Source organism: Chitinophaga sp. SYP-B3965 (assembly GCF_009647655.1).
Classification (GTDB): domain Bacteria; phylum Bacteroidota; class Bacteroidia; order Chitinophagales; family Chitinophagaceae; genus Chitinophaga.
The window spans coordinates 2,061,024-2,078,332 of the sequence record NZ_WJFD01000001.1 but is presented as its reverse complement, the minus strand read 5'-3'; the positions used below and the strand labels follow the sequence as shown (position 1 = coordinate 2,078,332).

General features: G+C 45.4%; 12 protein-coding genes. 8 read left to right on the top strand and 4 right to left on the bottom strand.

Features of this window, described 5'->3' with window-relative positions; genetic code table 11:
* The first annotated feature begins 86 nt into the window (after positions 1-86).
* From GFS24_RS08040 to GFS24_RS08030, 3 genes are read left to right on the top strand one after another with little or no spacing between them, the layout of a single operon-like run.
* Complete coding sequence (locus GFS24_RS08040; protein WP_153659057.1) at positions 87-3,605, top strand: PVC-type heme-binding CxxCH protein; 3,519 nt, start codon at positions 87-89, stop codon at positions 3,603-3,605.
* Positions 3,606-3,617: 12 nt separating this feature from the next.
* A complete protein-coding gene (locus tag GFS24_RS08035; protein WP_153659056.1) occupies positions 3,618-4,478 on the top strand; it encodes a sugar phosphate isomerase/epimerase in 861 nt (286 codons plus the stop codon).
* Between the two features lie 19 nt (positions 4,479-4,497).
* The gene (locus GFS24_RS08030) at positions 4,498-5,619 is read left to right on the top strand and encodes a Gfo/Idh/MocA family protein (protein WP_153659055.1); all 1,122 of its coding nucleotides are present in this window, start codon (positions 4,498-4,500) and stop codon (positions 5,617-5,619) included.
* A 14-nt stretch (positions 5,620-5,633) separates the two neighbouring features.
* Here GFS24_RS08030 and GFS24_RS08025 read toward each other — a convergent pair whose 3' ends face one another.
* The 4 genes from GFS24_RS08025 to GFS24_RS08010 all read right to left on the bottom strand — a co-directional run bounded on the left by GFS24_RS08025 (position 5,634) and on the right by GFS24_RS08010 (position 9,014).
* Positions 5,634-6,410 (bottom strand): hypothetical protein, encoded by a 777-nt coding sequence (locus GFS24_RS08025; RefSeq protein WP_153659054.1) that lies wholly within the window; start codon positions 6,408-6,410, stop codon positions 5,634-5,636.
* A gap of 9 nt (positions 6,411-6,419) precedes the next feature.
* A complete protein-coding gene (locus GFS24_RS08020) occupies positions 6,420-6,950 on the bottom strand; it encodes a hypothetical protein (RefSeq protein WP_153659053.1) in 531 nt (176 codons plus the stop codon).
* 129 nt (positions 6,951-7,079) lie between these two features.
* Positions 7,080-8,426 carry an alkaline phosphatase family protein gene (locus GFS24_RS08015; protein WP_153659052.1) on the bottom strand — a complete coding sequence of 449 codons (1,347 nt, stop codon included), beginning with the start codon at positions 8,424-8,426 and terminating at the stop codon, positions 7,080-7,082.
* A gap of 81 nt (positions 8,427-8,507) precedes the next feature.
* On the bottom strand, positions 8,508-9,014 hold the full coding sequence (locus GFS24_RS08010) for a hypothetical protein (RefSeq protein ID WP_153659051.1): 507 nt from the start codon (positions 9,012-9,014) through the stop codon (positions 8,508-8,510).
* Between the two features lie 399 nt (positions 9,015-9,413).
* Here GFS24_RS08010 and GFS24_RS08005 point away from each other — a divergent pair, with 399 nt between their 5' ends.
* From GFS24_RS08005 to GFS24_RS07985, 5 genes are all read left to right on the top strand, one after another.
* On the top strand, positions 9,414-9,947 hold the full coding sequence (locus GFS24_RS08005; RefSeq protein ID WP_153659050.1) for an RNA polymerase sigma-70 factor: 534 nt from the start codon (positions 9,414-9,416) through the stop codon (positions 9,945-9,947).
* Positions 9,948-9,978: 31 nt separating this feature from the next.
* Positions 9,979-11,133: a RidA family protein gene (locus GFS24_RS08000; RefSeq protein WP_153659049.1), complete on the top strand. Its 1,155-nt coding sequence runs from the start codon at positions 9,979-9,981 to the stop codon at positions 11,131-11,133.
* A gap of 42 nt (positions 11,134-11,175) precedes the next feature.
* The gene (locus GFS24_RS07995; protein WP_153659048.1) at positions 11,176-12,648 is read left to right on the top strand and encodes a Na+:solute symporter; all 1,473 of its coding nucleotides are present in this window, start codon (positions 11,176-11,178) and stop codon (positions 12,646-12,648) included.
* A gap of 113 nt (positions 12,649-12,761) precedes the next feature.
* Positions 12,762-13,742: a FecR family protein gene (locus tag GFS24_RS07990; protein ID WP_153659047.1), complete on the top strand. Its 981-nt coding sequence runs from the start codon at positions 12,762-12,764 to the stop codon at positions 13,740-13,742.
* Between the two features lie 93 nt (positions 13,743-13,835).
* Positions 13,836-17,291 (top strand): TonB-dependent receptor, encoded by a 3,456-nt coding sequence (locus GFS24_RS07985; RefSeq protein ID WP_153659046.1) that lies wholly within the window; start codon positions 13,836-13,838, stop codon positions 17,289-17,291.
* The last annotated feature ends 18 nt before the right edge of the window (positions 17,292-17,309 follow it).

Below are 17,309 nucleotides of genomic sequence, written 5' to 3'. Positions count from 1 at the left end.
TATAATACAGTCATTTTTGGATATAATCTGAGAAGGAATTGGGCGAATTCCTGTCTATCTTGTAGTAACAAATTCAACTTACTGCCATGTTATGGAAGGTCAACTTTTCCGCTTGTGTGTGCCTTATTGTGGCACCATTATTATTTATTAGTGCAGGAAAGCAGCACTCCGCAGATGCACCACGCCGCCTGGAGATATTATTCCTGGGTCATAAAAGCAAACATCACGACAGTGAAAAACTGGCGGATATCTTCACGAAGGAATATTTTAAGGACGGTATTAATATATCTTATACCACAGATCCGGATGATCTCAATGCCACTAACCTGAAAGGATACGATGGCTTGATCTTATATGCCAATCACGATTCTATCACTAAACCCCAGGAAGCTGCGTTGTTGGATTTTGTGCGCAGTGGCAAGGGATTTATTCCTTTGCATAGTGCTTCTTACTGTTTCCGTAATTCAGCGGAAGTAGTGGAGATGATAGGCGGGCAGTTTAAAAGTCATAAGTATGATTCCTTTCCTGCGGTGATCCTGAAACCGGAACATCCGGTGATGAAGGGGATCACGGCATTTGTTACGAAGGATGAAACATATGTGCACGACAAGATCAGTAAGAACATTGAAGTACTTTCTGAAAGAGTGGAAGGCACACACCATGAACCTTATACCTGGGTAAGACCATATGGTAAAGGCCGTGTTTTTTATACGGCTTATGGGCATGATGATAATACATTTAATAATCCCGGTTTCCTGGCATTGGTGAAGAATGGTATCCTGTGGGCTGTTGGGGATGAGGCGAGAGGAAATCTTTCGGCCTATAAAATTGCACAACCTACTTATGTAGATGGCCCTGTACCCAATTATGAGAAACGTGATCCTGCTCCTAAAGTACAGTTGCCACTGACACCGGAAGAGTCTATGTCCCTCATACAAGTACCGGTTGGTTTTGGTTTGCAGCTGTTTGCAGCTGAGCCGGATATCATCAATCCTATTTACATGAACTGGGATGAAAGAGGCCGTTTGTGGGTGATTGAAACAGTGGATTATCCCAATGAAGTGAAGAAGGATGATATAGGAGATGACCGTATTAAGATATGTGAAGATACAGATGGAGATGGGAAGGCTGATAAGTTCACCATCTTTGCAGATAAGCTGAATATCCCTACCAGTTTCACTTTCGTGAATGGTGGTATTATTGTAAGCCAGGCGCCTTCTTTCTTATTTTTAAAAGATACAAATGGAGATGATAAGGCGGATGTAAAAGAGGAAATGGTAACCGGATGGGGAAAGAGTGATACGCATGCACAGGCTTCCAACCTCCGCTATGGTGTTGATAATAAGATCTGGGGTGTTGTAGGATACTCCGGTTATAATGGAAAGAGTGGAAAAGATTCTTTGCGTTTCAGTCAGGGCGTTTATCGTTTTGAGCCGGATGGTAAAGGGCTGGAATACATTTCTTCTACGAGTAACAACACCTGGGGGCTGGGCTTCTCAGAAGAATTCGACGTGTTCATTTCCACTGCAAATAATACCCACAGCGGTTTCATGGGTATCCCGGACCGCTATTTCGGAAAAGCAAAACTCAGATCTGCTGGTGTAGAGAAAATAGATGCGCACTATGCGATGCACGTAGCTACAAAGAATTTGCGGCAGGTGGATGTGCATGGAGGATTTACTGCGGCTGCGGGGCATAGCCTTTATACTGCGAGGACCTTCCCTAAAGAATATTGGAATCGCATCGCATTTGTAACAGAGCCTACAGGGCGTTTAATTCACCGTCATGCGTTGAAGCAGGTGGGTGCTGGTTTTAAGGAAGACGGAGACGATTGGAATATGTTGGTGAGTGCGGATGAATGGGCGGGGCCTATTCAAGCGGAAGTTGGTCCTGATGGTGCTTTGTGGGTGACCGACTGGTATGATTTCATTATTCAGCATAACCCTACGCCTTCTCCTGAGAGAGGTGGATACCAGGCAGAGAACGGTAAAGGCAATGCTTATATCAATCCATTAAGGGATCATGAGCGGGGGCGTATTTACCGGATCTACAATAAGAGTAATGACAAGAAGAATACTACAAAACTCAGCAAGAATGATCCGGGAGGATTGCTCAATGCGCTTTCCAGTGATAATATGTTCTGGCGCCTTACGGCACAGCGGTTGCTGGTAGAAAGTAAAAGTAATATTGTGTTACCTGCATTGTATCAGATAACACAAGAGAAAGGATTGGATGGTGCTGGTATTAATGCACCGGCCATCCATGCTTTGTGGACATTGAAAGGTTTGCAGGCTTTGGATGGTACGAACAAAGAAGCATTGGCTGTTGCGGTGGGTGCTTTGAGTCATCCTGCTGCTGGTGTGCGGAAGGCAGCGATACAGGTTTTGCCTGCTACGCCTGCTACTTTCCTGGCGATGCAAAAAGCAAAAGTGTTTGAAGATAAAGACCTCAGAGTGCGGCTGGCGGCAGTATTGGCCACTACAGAAATGAAATCTTCCCCGGCAATCGGCAATGTGCTGGTGAATATGGCGGAGAAAGAAGAGAACACTTCAGATACCTGGTTAAAGCAAGCCCTCACCATTTCCGGTAAGCTCAACCAGGAAACATTCAGGGCAGCATTTCGTAAAAGAGGCTTGAATGAAAACCCGGCCTTGATACAGGCATCTATTGCACAGCGGCTTGCTTTCGGCGAAAGATTAAGCAGTGTGTCTTTGAGAAGAATGCGGTTACAGCAGCATGGTGATGCACCAGCTCCTGATATTGCTGATAAAGAGCTCCTGCTTTCCGGTAATATAGAAACAAGGGAAGGGAATGCTTTAAAAGGAGTAATAGTGGCACATGGCGACAAAACCAATGGTTATGGTTTGTATGTGCTCAACAATAAAATGCATTTCGTGGTGAATCAGAATGGCAAAGCACATGAAGCAGTGAGTACAGGAGAATTGCCAGCTAACCTTTCCTTTAAGGCTGGTTTGCAAAAGAACGGCACCATGCGGTTGATCATTAATGATAAAGATGCAGGTACAGCGAAGGCGACGGGATTGTTCAAAAAAGAATTGACGTTACCTATGCGGATAGGATTAGATTTTACCAAAGGAGATGAGAGGGTAGCAGCGTATACGGAGGATTCAGCTTTCTATCTGAATGGTAACCTGGTGAATGCCAAACTGGAAATGCTGGCGGGTATACCTTCCGCAGTGGCTGCAACAGACAAAGATGTTAAAATAGATCGTACCATTATAGTGAAAGTGATCAAGGATGTAATGAAATATGATCAGCAGCTGATCACTGTGAAAGCAGGCATCACTATCCAGTTCGTATTCCAGAATACGGATTTCATGCAGCATAATTTCCTGCTGCTGAAACCAAATACAAAAGAAAAAGTAGGGGCAGCAGCAGATAAACTGGCACAAGATCCTAATGGCGTAAAGATGCAGTATGTACCTAAGATGCCGGAGATCTTATTGTCCACACCACTGGTGAATCCAAGTGGTAAGTTCACTGCTACTTTTAAAATACCTGCTACTCCCGGAGATTATCCATACATCTGTACTTTCCCGGGTCACTGGCGCATTATGAATGGGATCTTAAGGGTTGTAAAATAATAAATTCGGCATATGGCTTTACCGGTTAGATTTGGTGTTAGTACCTGGTTGTGGACTTCGCCCTTTTCCACTGCATCCATTCCGGAATTGTTTCCGAAGATCGCAGACATGGGATATGATGTAGTAGAGATTGCAGTGGAAGATCCAACTTTGATAGATGTGAATGCTGTGCGCGAGGGACTTCTGAAATATAAGCTGAAAGCTAATATCTGTGGCGCTTTCGGACCTTCGCGTGATCTTACGCATGAGGATCCTGCGGTGCATCAGAACTGTTTTTCTTATATCACTGCCTGTCTGGATATTTGCGCTGCTTTAGGTGTTTCGTTTTTTGGCGGTCCTATGTATTCCGCGGTCGGTAAAGCAAGAATGGTTGCGCCTGACCAACGGAAAAGAGAATGGAACCTGGCAGTGCAGAATTTGCGTATTGTGTGCAATATGGCAGCGCAGCGGGGGATTAGAATAGCATTGGAACCCTTGAACAGATTTGAATCAGACCTGGTGAATACAACAGAGGATGTACTGCGACTGATAAAGGATATCCAACATCCTGCAGCAGGCATTATGCTGGACGGTTTCCATATGAATATAGAAGAAAGGGATGTAGAGCAGGCGATCATTGCTGCCGGTGATAAACTCATTCATCTGCAGGTATCTGAGAATTTCAGAGGTACGCCGGGTACAGGGCAAACGCGTTGGGATGCATACAGGAGAGGCCTGGAAGCCATCAACTATAAAGGAACGGTGACCATAGAAAGCTTCACAACAGCCAACCAGGAATTAGCTGGCGCTGTTTGTTTCTGGCATCCGATGGCGGAGAGCCAGGATGGTTTTGCAACAGAAGGCCTGCGTTTTTTGAAAGACTGGGCTAAATAAACATTAAAACTATTTTCTTATGATCAATATTGCCATTGTGGGCCTGGGTTTTGGTGCGGAGTTCATTCCGATCTATCAACGTCATCCTGATGTGAATATGTACGCTATTTGCCAGCGTAATGAAACTAAACTGAATGACGTCGGAGACGCCTGGGGAGTGGAAAAAAGATATACAGATTATGATGAACTGCTGAAAGATCCTGCTGTTCATGCAGTACATATCAATACACCCATTCCGGATCATGCGGCACAATCTATCAAAGCCCTGAAGGCAGGGAAACATGTGGCCTGTACAGTGCCCATGGCTACTACGGTAGAAGAATGCCGCCAGATCGTTGAGCTGGTGAAGGAAACAGGGCTTACTTACATGATGATGGAAACGGTGGTGTATGCGCGTGAGTTCCTTTTCATGAAAGAATTATATGATAATGGAGAGCTGGGAAGGATACAATTCCTGAAAGCGAGTCATCAGCAGGATATGAATGGATGGCCTAACTACTGGCCGGGACTTCCTCCTATGTATTATGCTACGCATTGTGTAGGGCCTGTATTAGCTTTAACACGTGCGGAAGCGGAATATGTTTCCTGTTTTGGATCCGGTGAGATCAGTAAAGAGTTGCATCATCATTATAATTCTCCTTTTGCGATAGAGAGTACGCATATCAAGTTCAGGAATTCTGATCTCAGTGCGCATATTTACCGTTCTCTTTTTGATACAGCGCGGCAGTATAGAGAGAGCTTTGAAGTATATGGTTCCCGTAAATCTGTAGAATGGCCTTTGATCGAAGGAAAACCATTGGTAATGCATACGGCAGGGAAACCTGAGCCGGAGATCCCGGAAGAAGTGCATTCGCCTGATTACGCTAAATTGTTACCGGAAGCTATACAACGGTTTACGACGAAAGGGGTGTATGATACGGATGATCATCAGCATCTTTCGTTTACGCAGGGGGCCGGGCATGGGGGATCACATCCTCATCTCGTGCATGAGTTTATTAGCTCTTTAGTGCAGAAGCGTTCTCCTTATCCTAATGCGGTGCAGTCTGCTAATATTACCTGTGTGGGAATATTGGCGCATGAGTCTGCGATGCAGGGTGGGAAGCGGATTGATCTGCCGGAATTTACTTTCGAGAAATCTTAGATAAAAAAAAGCCTTCAGATCTGAAGGCTTTTTTGTTGGGGGAATATTTTTTTATACTTTCCTTCAATCACCTGGGAGATAATGGTATTGACAATGATAATTGAGTCCATCAGGTAATCGTATTTGAAGGACCTGATCTGATGGCGATCATCATAGTGATCCAATTGGCTCTCATTACAGGTGATCATGATCACGCAATCAGGTATAGTAGTATGGATAAATTCACTGAATAGCCGAACGCTTTCAAAATCGCCATACTTGGTATGGCAATGTATCACAATAAAATCAACCTTGTTTTCCTGTATATTGGATCTTGCCATCGCAATATCCTCAACGGGGATGATCTCAAATCCTATCTTATGCAGGATATAACTAAACTTCTCCGTTATATCAAAAAAGAAACTTTCTGCCAGTAACAGCATTCCTTTTAAACGGCGGGCGGGTATGTTTTTTCTTAAAAGATGAATGATCTTTACGAGTTCGGTTGCTTGCAGGGTATCATCAAAGATGAACTCATATAGTTGCGGAGCGATATTTAAAATGTACATCTCCCTGTAGATCAGTATAGGGCCTTCAAATTGTTTAGAACGTGCAAACGCCGCTATTTCTTCAATGCAGGCTTTCTCTCCTATGTTGTATTCCAGCAGGATAAAATCAGGTGGACTGGCGTTAATATTGCTCAGTGCATCTTTTACGGAATTCACCACAAGGGTGGTGAAAGTGGGATGATGGCGCAAATGTGTGGTATACGTACTTTCAGATCCTGCTGTGCTGAATATCAGTCCCTTCATGCTGTTCTACTAGTTTTTGTTAATTGATTCGTGCAGTTGACCGCGCATTTTCCTGATCTCGCTATTTATGCCGCAATCCAGTTCCAGCTGATAACGTGTGATCAGTTCCAGGAGGGTGTCTATTTCTTTTAGATCTGGATGGAGTGTATCCAGGAGTAAAAGTGTTTCCAGCAGATGGGTTTTGATACGATGGGCGAGTACGCCTTTCTGTGTGTTATTGTAATAATAACGGGAGTTGGCGTATTGGCTGATCACTTCTTCCTGTAAAACATTGATCTTTTTTTCACGCTCTGCGGGGATTATCTTACCGGCATCTTTTCTCAATGCCCTTAGTTGGTCTTTTACCTTTTGCACGTGCATGGAATATGCCTGCTGTAATTCGGTGAGCTGTTTAATGTCCTCCGTATTGAAAAACACCTGCCATTTAAGGCTTTCCTGCTTTTTTTCCTTTATGATCTTCCTGTTTGCCCATTCCTGTCTGATTGCGATGAAGATCAACGTTGCACTGTTGATAATAGCCAGCGTGATTCCAGTATCCATAGCGTGGGATTTACTTATGAATTTACTGAAATGAAAGGAGGAGTCGTTTTTTAATAGGGGATTATTATGTTATTCGATTGTTAAGCTGATATTTTAAAGCCGTATAGATTCCTATACGGCTTTAAAAATTTACTTCGCCAAAATCCCATCATACAACAACCCATCTCCCGGCGGCAGATCCAGCTTCAATAATTTACTGATCAGCGGTGCAATATCCACCAGCCCCATTTGAGGGATCACGGTACCTTTTTTGATGTTCTTACCAAAAGCCACAAACCCGGTCTGGATCTCTTTAAAATCAGGATAGAAACCATGGGTGCCACCTTTGGATGCACGGATGAAATCTCCTGTGGCAGCGGCACTAAATGCAAAACCCTGTTGTGCAGCAATACCAAAAGCCGCGGTGGGATCAGCGCCTATGGCATCCAGGTCTTCGCGGGATTTGATGAGGAATGTTTTTTTCTCCTGTGGTGTGAGGCTGTTTAATATTTGCAGTACTTTCTCTTTTGTCTGTTTATCGTTCTTGTCTTTCAGCTGCAGGAAAGCACCGCCACCGGAAGGATGGAAATAAGCTTTCCAGCTTTCTGGCTTTTTAGGATCGTATAATCCTGCTTTGGCCAATAGTACATTGGGGGCAATGGCGGAATGGATGTCTACAAAACCATGATCACCTGTTACGATGAAGGTGGTGTTTTCCAGTATGCCTGCTTTTTCCACGGCTTCGCGGATGGCTTTTAGAGCCCTGTCTACACCAGCTACTGCTGCTCTTACCTTAGGGCCATCGCGACCTTCTTCATGTTCAAAATGATCTACGGTTACGAGATGTACGGCGAGGAAGGATGGTTTGTATTTGCGGATGAGGTAACTGCTCATGCGGGCGAGGTTATCATCTATACCCAGGTAGTCTCCGTTAAAGTCCAGTTCTTCCAGTTTGCCTGTTGCGTTTTGTTCCAGTTCTTCGTAGAGGCCGGGAGGGTTGGCATTTTCTTTTAATGCCTGCCCCATGGTACGTTCTTCTCCTTTTACTTTTGGTAAGTACCAGAATTCGGGAATGTTATAAGTAGCAGGAGAGCCAACGGAAACAGGCCAGAAAACGGAGGCTGTTTTTAAACCTTTTTCTTTTGCGAGACTGAAAATGGTAGGTACTTTAATGTTACTGTATTGCCAGATCCAGTTGCCGGTTACGCCCAGTGGTTCTGAGGGAGTGTTGTAATATACACCATGCTTCAGGGGTTTTACACCGGTGATCATAGTAGTGTGGGAAGGGTAGGTGACTGTCGGAAAAACACCATCTACGCCATCTGCATAAGCACCTTCTTCCATGGCTTGCCTCAGGTGTACCATGTTCCAGGAAGGGTCTTTATAAAATTCAGGTCTTAAGCCGTCTATACTGATAAGGATCACATGAGATTCCTGGGCTTTGGCTGCGGTTATATACAGCATGAAAGCGCAGATCGCGAGGAGCGTTTTTTTCATATTAAGGGTATGTTTTTTAGCAGGCATAATGCCCGGGCGCGAATTTCTATATTTTAGACGGAGGAAGGGATGAACTTTTGGTTAAGTTTTGCCTGTTTGGAGTTCTGTTATGCAAATATTCCCTGCTATATCATACACCTGGATGATAACGGGACCGGGTGTTGTCAGTTTGTATTCCCAGTGGGTGTTTTTTTGTTTGGCGAAGTCGGTTTTGGAGGGAGTGATCACCTTTACTCTTTCTATGCGGTGTTTGGCTTTCACTTTTACGGTGATGATCTCCTCTTTTACAGTTACTTGTACTTCCGGTTTATTGTAAGCATCCTGGAAAGCCGCGTTGAAGGCGGTTTGGGTGGGTTTCTTTATTGATTGATAGTAGGCCTTCCTTACAGGGTCTTTGACAGCGGCTTTGGCGAAGTCGTTGGCTCTTGAAAAGCGTTCCTGGTTCGCTATCTGTTTGTCTGTTTTGGGAGGATATGGTCTTGGGAGCTTACAATACACGGTTACCCCGTTTCGCTGACGTGCAACCAGTTCGTCCCCAAGCTTGCCGCTTGCGCCACGCATGATACTATTACGTTTAACTATTGCCATATTATAAAGGTAAGCAAAAGATACCATATAACAAATCGAATCTTAAGCCTATGTCAAGCGTATGTCAACCATCCGAGAGCATATGGAGAACCAAGGGATATAATAACAAAATATATCCCTTCTAAAACTGCTGCAGCATTGCAGTGTGAGATATTAGTTTTGAAACTCCTTTATCAAAATTCATTATGTTTGAAAACCCGACTGTAAAGATCTGCGCGTTGCGCGGGTCTTTCTTTCACTGCGTTAACCCTTCATTAATTTCCTTAAAAAGTCTTTTATTTTATTAAAAAAAGGCTATCTTTCGGGTACGTGCCCGTAATATGGTGTTCCCGCAATCAGTTAAGTACGCGTGTGTGTAAGTACTTAGGAAACAGATATGATTAACATTATTGACTGGTTATGAATACGAAGTATACGGCGGACAGAAAGCATGATTCATATATCAGTGATCTGTTCAGAACATACGAGTACCCCTTATATATACTGGCTTTCCGCATGTCCAAAGACGCTGCTGCTGCAAAGGATATTATCCAGGAAGTATTTCTTGCGTTGTGGAATATGAGGGACAGGATCCCGGAAATAGATAATATGGAAGCATATCTTTTCCGGATGACACGTTTTTCAGTGATCAGGCATCTGCGGAAAGCTTCTGCTGACAATAACCTGAAAGAGAAGATCTGGAGCGGGATGCAGCAGCGGGATGAAGATGGGGTTTCGAAGATAGAAGCCAGGGAGTTCCAATCTATACTGGCTACTGTGATCGCCAAACTGCCTGCCAAAAGAAGACGCGTATACCTCCTGCGGAATATGGAAGGTAAAACTTACAAAGACATCGCCGAACAAATGAACATATCGCAGCATACAGTGAAAAACCACTTGTCTGCCGCTCTTCTGGAAATCCGCAGTTTCCTCGCTGCCAGGTTCTTCTGGTGATATACTATCCGTTTATCAACACAAATCAACGATGAAAAAAACAACCTTGCTCTTATCGGGCCTTCTGTTGGCCGTTTATACATTATGCCCTGCACAGTCAATTTTGAGGTACGTTCCCGGAAATGCACCGGAAAGCAGTACAGGTGCTGTGATCGTAGATGCAACGCCATTAGCGCATACTTCACTCATTTTACCGCTGAACAATGAAGGGAAACTGATAGGGAAGGATGATGCGCTGTTACAGATCAACCAGATCTTCCGTAATCTTTCAAAAACATTGGAAAGTGTGCGGGCAAAAAACAAAGACATCATCAAATTGAATATCAGCATTACTTCAACAGCACTGGTGCCCCTGGTGAAGGAACAGATCGCGAAGCAGTTTGCGAAAGGGAAAGCGCCTGCGGTGAGTTTTATCACTGGCAGGTTACAACATCCCGGTGTATTGCTGGCAATGGACGCTGTGGCTGTTTCTGCAGAGACCAGTGGTAAAGTGGTTCGTTTTCCGCAGGCTGCTGTGTTGCCAAAAGGTGGCGTGGTGTTCATTTCAGGAATGGCAGCAGATGGCCGCCTGCCGGAAGCTACAGCCAATACCATGCAGCAGTTGCTGGCTACCCTGCAATTCCTTGGGCTGAACAAAGAACATATTGTTCAGGTAAGGGCTTTTGTGCATCCGGTGGACAGTACAGGGTTGGTGGAAAAGGAAGTAAAGGCGTTTTTTTCAGGAAGTCCTATGCCACCTGTTGTGTACACTGGCTGGGAGAGTAAAAACCCACTCGTGGAAATTGAACTGATCGCAGCATCGCCCGCCGGGAATAAGGTGTCCATAGAATACATCAACCCTGCAGGCGTGAAACCTTCTCCGGTGTATTCCAAAGTTGTTCGTATCAATCATGGCAAAAAGATCTATCTGTCCGGATTATACGGGCAGGGCAATGATATGCAAACGCAGTTGCAGACCGTTTTTGAAGGGCTGAAAAGTATGATGAAGCAGTGTGGCAGTGATCTGGAACATCTTGCCAAAGCCCTTTATTATGTATCCAGCCCGGAAATCAGCAATTCGCTGACGGATATACGGAAAAATTATTACAACCCGAAACGCCCACCTGCAGCTACTAAGGGGCTGCTTAGTGAAACTGGCCCCGGTGGCAGCCAGATCCTGGTAGATATGATAGGCGTGCAACCGTAATCGTTATATCAGCCTATTACATTCATAACAACCAAAACGTACATGGAACAAGTCGATTATTTCGTACTGGCAGGATATTTTTTACTCCTCCTCATGATGGGGATATGGGGATATACAAAGATCAAGTCTTCCGCCGATTTTTATACTGCCGGAGGTAAGCTGCCATGGTGGCTTTCCGGGATTTCTCATCATGTGTCCGGTTATAGCGGCGCTGTGTTTGTGGCTTATGCTGCTGTTGCCTATAATTATGGGTTAACGCTGTATATCTGGTGGGCACTGAGTATCGCCATTGCGATGGTGGGTACTACTTTCCTGATCGCTCCACGCTGGGCAAGGCTGCGAACTAAAACAAATGTTCAATCACCTACAGAATACCTGGCGGTGCGTTATAATTTGCCTACGCAACAGGTGATGGCATGGAGTGGTGTGATCATCAAACTGTTTGATGTGGGTGCAAAATGGGCATCTATCGGTATCCTGCTGAATGCTTTTACGGGAATTCCCATTAGTACAGGTATTGCGGTAACGGGGATGATCAGCATCTTTTACATCACGCTGGGTGGTTTGTGGGCCGATGTGGTGAACGATCTTGCTTCTTTTATTATCCAGTTTGTTGCCGGTATTTTTATGCTGGTGATAGTACTGACACAGATAGGTGATGGCTTTTCGGGGATCTTTTCTATGTGGGACCGGCTGCCAGCCTCACATAGCGCAGCATTTTCCGGACCTTATACACCACTGTTTGCCATCTCCTTCATGGTGATCTGCTTTTTTAGTTTCAGCGGTGGTACCTGGCATTTCGCTACGCGTTTTATTTCATCGCCTTCAGGTTCTGATGCGCGCAAGGCGGCTGGCCTTTCTACACTATTATTTCTCATATGGCCGCTGGTGCTGTTCTTTCCTATGTTCGCCGCGCCTCTTTTCCTGAAGGACCTGGCTGATCCCAGCCAGTCTTATGCATTGATGGCTTTGAAATTCCTGCCACACGGTCTTCTTGGTTTGCTGCTGGCTTCCATGTTCGGCAACACATTGGCCATGACAGCGGCAGATGCTAATACTATTTCCGCTGTGATCACGAGAGACATATTGCCGGTGTTGTACAAGAAGGCCGGTAGTTTTCAGCCGAAGAAAATGCTGCTTATCGCAAGAGTGACCACTTTCCTGTTTGTATTGTGCACGCTGATCATTGCTTTTGAATCCGGTTCTTTTGGTGGTGTGCTGGGGCTGATCATCACCTGGTTTTCTTCACTGATCGGTCCTACAGCGGTTCCTATGATCCTGGGATTGCTGCCGGCATTCAGGCGTAGCGGGAGTATGGCGGCTTTGTTATCTATTTGCGGCGGGCTGCTTACGTTTGTTGCCACCAAATTGCTGCTGCGGGATAACATGGCGGTTGGATTGGCTGCACCTATTTCCGTATCGCTGGTTATTTATATTTCGGCAGGTTTCTTTAATCGCGGACATGTTAAACGGGAGGCCACGGAGTTGTTGGATTCTATTAAAGAGGACGACTGATCATCTGATGATAAAAAATATGTATTTACGGAATAGGAAATACATACCACCTCAAGCTACTTAATAGTACACACGTACTTAATCATTCATTGCATCAACAGACCCGGGGTACCATGAGAGAACGCATCATTTACCTTATTCAGCAGTATTATAATAACAGGTCTACCAGGGAGGAACTGGAAGAACTGATGAACATTATTCAAACAGGGGAGCAGGACGGGGAGATTGATAAGCTCATGCAGGGGTTTTATGAAGAGATAAAACATGATGTTTCTGCAGAAAAGAAGCAAACCAAAAGAATGCTGCAGCCAGCCATCTCTGCAGAGAAAAACGATTACAACAAACCTTCCGTTGTGATCATGCGCTTATGGCCGGTAGCAGCATGCCTGTGTCTTGCCATTGCCAGTGCAACATTTTTTCTGTTGTCAGATCATACGAAACAGGGAAGCGAAATGGCGGTGGTGAAAAAGTTTACGGACAAAGCGGAGCACAAATACCTGTTGCTAAGCGACAGTACACAGGTATGGCTGAACGCATCCAGCACGATCGATTATCCTGAAACATTCGGGAAAGACAAACGGGAAGTATATCTCAAAGGCGAGGCATTCTTTGAAGTAAAGAACGCAGCAGAGAGCCCTTTTATCATTCACACTGGTACGGTTACAACAATAGTACTTGGAACTTCCTTCAACGTAAAAGCATACGAAGGGCAGGAGCATGTAACGGTATCCGTGAAAAGCGGGAAGGTGCAGGTGTTGAAGCAAAACAAACTGATCTCCACCTTAACGAAAGGGCAGGAAACAAAGGTGAGTAAAATGAATGGCCCGGATGAGAATGAGGAGGTGAATAATGACCTGGTGGGTGCATGGCAGCAAGGTTATCTGTCGTATGAGGAAGTCCGTTTTGCAGATATCATCAGTGATATGGAACGGGTGTATAATGTAGATATCACCATCAGGAATGAACAACTAAAGGGCGTACTGGTGATCACTGCCTTCAGCAGAGACATTGGTGTGAAGAGGGCGCTGGAGATATTATGCAAACTTACTGCTGCGAAATTGGAAGAAAAGGGAGGCCAATACTTCATTGACTAAGAAATAAATAAACACATTATATCTTATCTCAACCGGTAGCTATGGAGGCGGCCGGAATGGGATATCTATTGCCTGTCATTAAAACATTCAACTATGCCATGGATCTTACAAAAGCGACGTGTTATTAAACGCCGGTTCACCTATCTGAAAGTATGTTGCATGGTATGCATCCTGGGATTCAGCGGCCATACTTTGATGGCGCAGGATCTGCACAAGATCATCGTATCGCTGGACCTGGAGAATGCTGGCCTGAAAGAAACGGTAAAGCAGATAGAAAGCCGCACCAGCATCCGGTTCACTTACAAAAGTGAGGACGTACCGGCTTTCAGGCCTGTTACCTTTCACTGTACTTCACAAAAGCTGGACGATGTACTCAACGAGCTGTTTAAAAACAGCGGGCTCAGTTATGAATCCGCCGGCAGCAATGTGGTGATCATTCTTAAAAAAAACATCGCCGAAAATGCTGCAGCTACTGCAGTACCGGCTTTACTGAAAGGCCGCATTACAGATGAAAAAGGAGCACCCGTTCCTGGTGTGAGCGTATCGGTGAAAGGTAATAAAACGGGAACGGTCACTAACCAGGAAGGTTATTATTCACTCACTGCGCCAGAGAGTGAAGGTATCCTGGTGGCTTCGTTTATGGGATTTGAAAAGAAGGAGATCCCTTTTTCCGGTGCAGGTACTTATAACATCACACTGCCATCAGAAGCCCGGGGATTGAATGAAGTGATGGTGATCGGTTATGGCTCCACCACCAGAAAAGACCTGACAGGATCTGTAGGCCGTGTGGATATAGGGGACCTTCGCAAAGCGCCGGTATTTACTTTCACGGAAGCATTGGCAGGCCGTGTAGCAGGTGTGCAGGTTTCTTCCAATGATGGGCAGCCGGGGCAAGGGCAAAACATCATCATCAGAGGTTCCGGCTCCTTAACGCAAAGCACTGCGCCATTGTATGTAGTGGATGGATTTACGATGGAAGATTTTCAGAGTAACTCTCTCAACCCGGATGATATTGCGTCTATCACTGTATTGAAAGATGCATCCAGCACGGCTATTTATGGTGCGAGAGGTTCCAATGGGGTAGTGGTGATACAAACGAAGAAAGGGCTTTCCGGCAAACCGGTGATCACCTTTAATACTTCTCTCGGTATCCAGGAACTGCGGAAACAGATCCCGATGATGAGCCCTTATGAATTTGTGAAAACGCAAACGGAAATGACGGATGTCAGCATGGCGGATCGTGTTTATTTCACAGATGGCAAAACACTGGAATCCTATCGTGATGTGGAAGGTATCAACTGGCAGGACAAGATATTCCAACAGGGCAAAATGCAGACCTACAATCTTTCCATGAGAGGAGGTAACGACCAGACTAAATATTCTATCTCCGGTGTACTCAATAACCAGGATGCACTTGTTATCAATTCAGGTTACAAACGTTACCTGGGGCGTGTGTCGCTGGATCAGCAGGTCAGTAAACATATCAAAGCGGGTATCAACATCAACTACAGTAACGCTAATTCCTATGGCCTGGTAGCGGCTAACAATACAGGTACTGCCAGTGTTTCGAACTACATCTTTGCGAATGTTTTCGGTTACCGTCCTGTAGCGGCGAATATGCAAGCGCTGGAGGACGATCTTTTTGATGAGGATGTACCGGTAGGGACCAATACGGTACGTATCAATCCTGTTATTACGGCGCAAAATACACATCGCGTGGCCAACATCGGGGAGCTGATCTCCAATGCTTATATTACTTATAACATCGCAGACTACTTAACATTAAACGTAAGGGCTGGTCACCGGAAACGGCAGACACGGGGGGAATCCTTCTTCAATTCGCTGACCCCGCAGGGTGCTGAAAGTCCTGTGAACACCAGGAAGGTGAACGGCAGTTTCAGTTTTGCGGAAAACAATACCTGGAATAATGAAAACACACTCACCTTTGAAAAAACTTTTGCCAAAGCACATAAGCTAACGGTGCTCGGTGGTTTTTCGCTGGAAGGCGCCAGGACCACTACTTATGGCTCGAGTGCACAGCTGCTCCCCAACGAACAGCTGGGTATGTCTGGACTGGATGAAGGCACGCCACTGGCCCTCACGGCGAATGGTGGTAATTATACTTTGCAATCTTTTTTCGGCAGGGTGGATTATAATTACAGATCGAAGTACCTGCTTACGGTTACTATGCGTGCAGATGGATCGTCCAAATTCAGTAAGGACAACCGCTGGGGATATTTCCCGTCTGCAGCGCTGGCATGGAACATGAGCGAAGAAAACTTCCTCAAACAATCGCGGATTATTTCGAATTCTAAACTGCGCCTCAGTTATGGTATTGCGGGTAATAACAGGATCGGGAATTTCGATACTTACAACCGCATCAGTTTCGATAATCGCGCGAATGGTGTTTCTTTCAACAACGGTGTACCGGGTACTGCCGCATGGCTTTCAGAACTGGGTAACGGTAGCCTGAAATGGGAAACTACAGAACTGGCGAACATCGGCTATGACCTTGGCCTTTTCCAAAACAGGATAGAACTTACTGCGGAAGTATACCGCAAAACTACGAGAGACCTGTTGCTGGACGCACAAATACCTTTCACCACAGGATATGCTACTACTACCAAAAACATCGGCAGCATCCGTAATGAAGGGCTGGAAATATCGCTGAACACGGTGAACATAAATACGGGTTCATTCAGATGGGAAAGCAGTTTCAATATCAGCTTCAACCGCAGCAGCGTATTGGAGTTGACGGAATCCAGTACACTGTTTTCCGGTGTGTCTGGTGGTTTTACGCCTGCGCTTAATTTATGGCTGGCGAAAGTGGGAGGTCCGATCTCTGCTTTTAACGGGTTTGTTTTTGATGGTGTGTATCAGTATGCAGACTTTGATAATCCGGCACCGGGTGTATATATGCTGAAACCGGGTGTGCCTGCGAATGGTAATACCCGCGCATCTATCAGGCCGGGAGATATCAAGTACCGCGATCTCAATGGAGATGGTATGGTGAATGATTTTGATCAGACGGTGATAGGCCGGCCCGAACCTGTGCATATCGGTGGTTTCTCCAATAATTTTTCCTACAAGGGGCTCAGCCTGAATGTATTTTTCCAGTGGTCATCCGGCAATGATATTTTTAACGGCAACCGTCTTGTATTTGAAGGTAATTCCCAGTATAGTTATCATACGAACCAGTTCGCTACGTGGGCAGACCGCTGGTCTCCGGAAAATCCTACGAACAAGAACTTCAGGGTAGGAGGGCAAGGTCCTACGGGCAGAGGTTCTTCGAGAGTGGTGGAAGACGGATCGTATCTGCGTTTAAAAACACTTTCACTCGCTTACCAGATCCCGGCAAAGTTGCTGAGCAGAGCGTACGTCAGGAATCTTTCCATCAGTGCATCTGCACAAAACCTGATCACCTGGACGAAATATTCAGGTATGGACCCGGAGGTGTCCGTTAAAAATTCCGCCCTCACCCGGGGATTCGATTATTCTGCATATCCGCAGGCGCAAACCATGGTAATAGGCATCAACGCATCATTCTAAGCTACTCTTAAATTATAT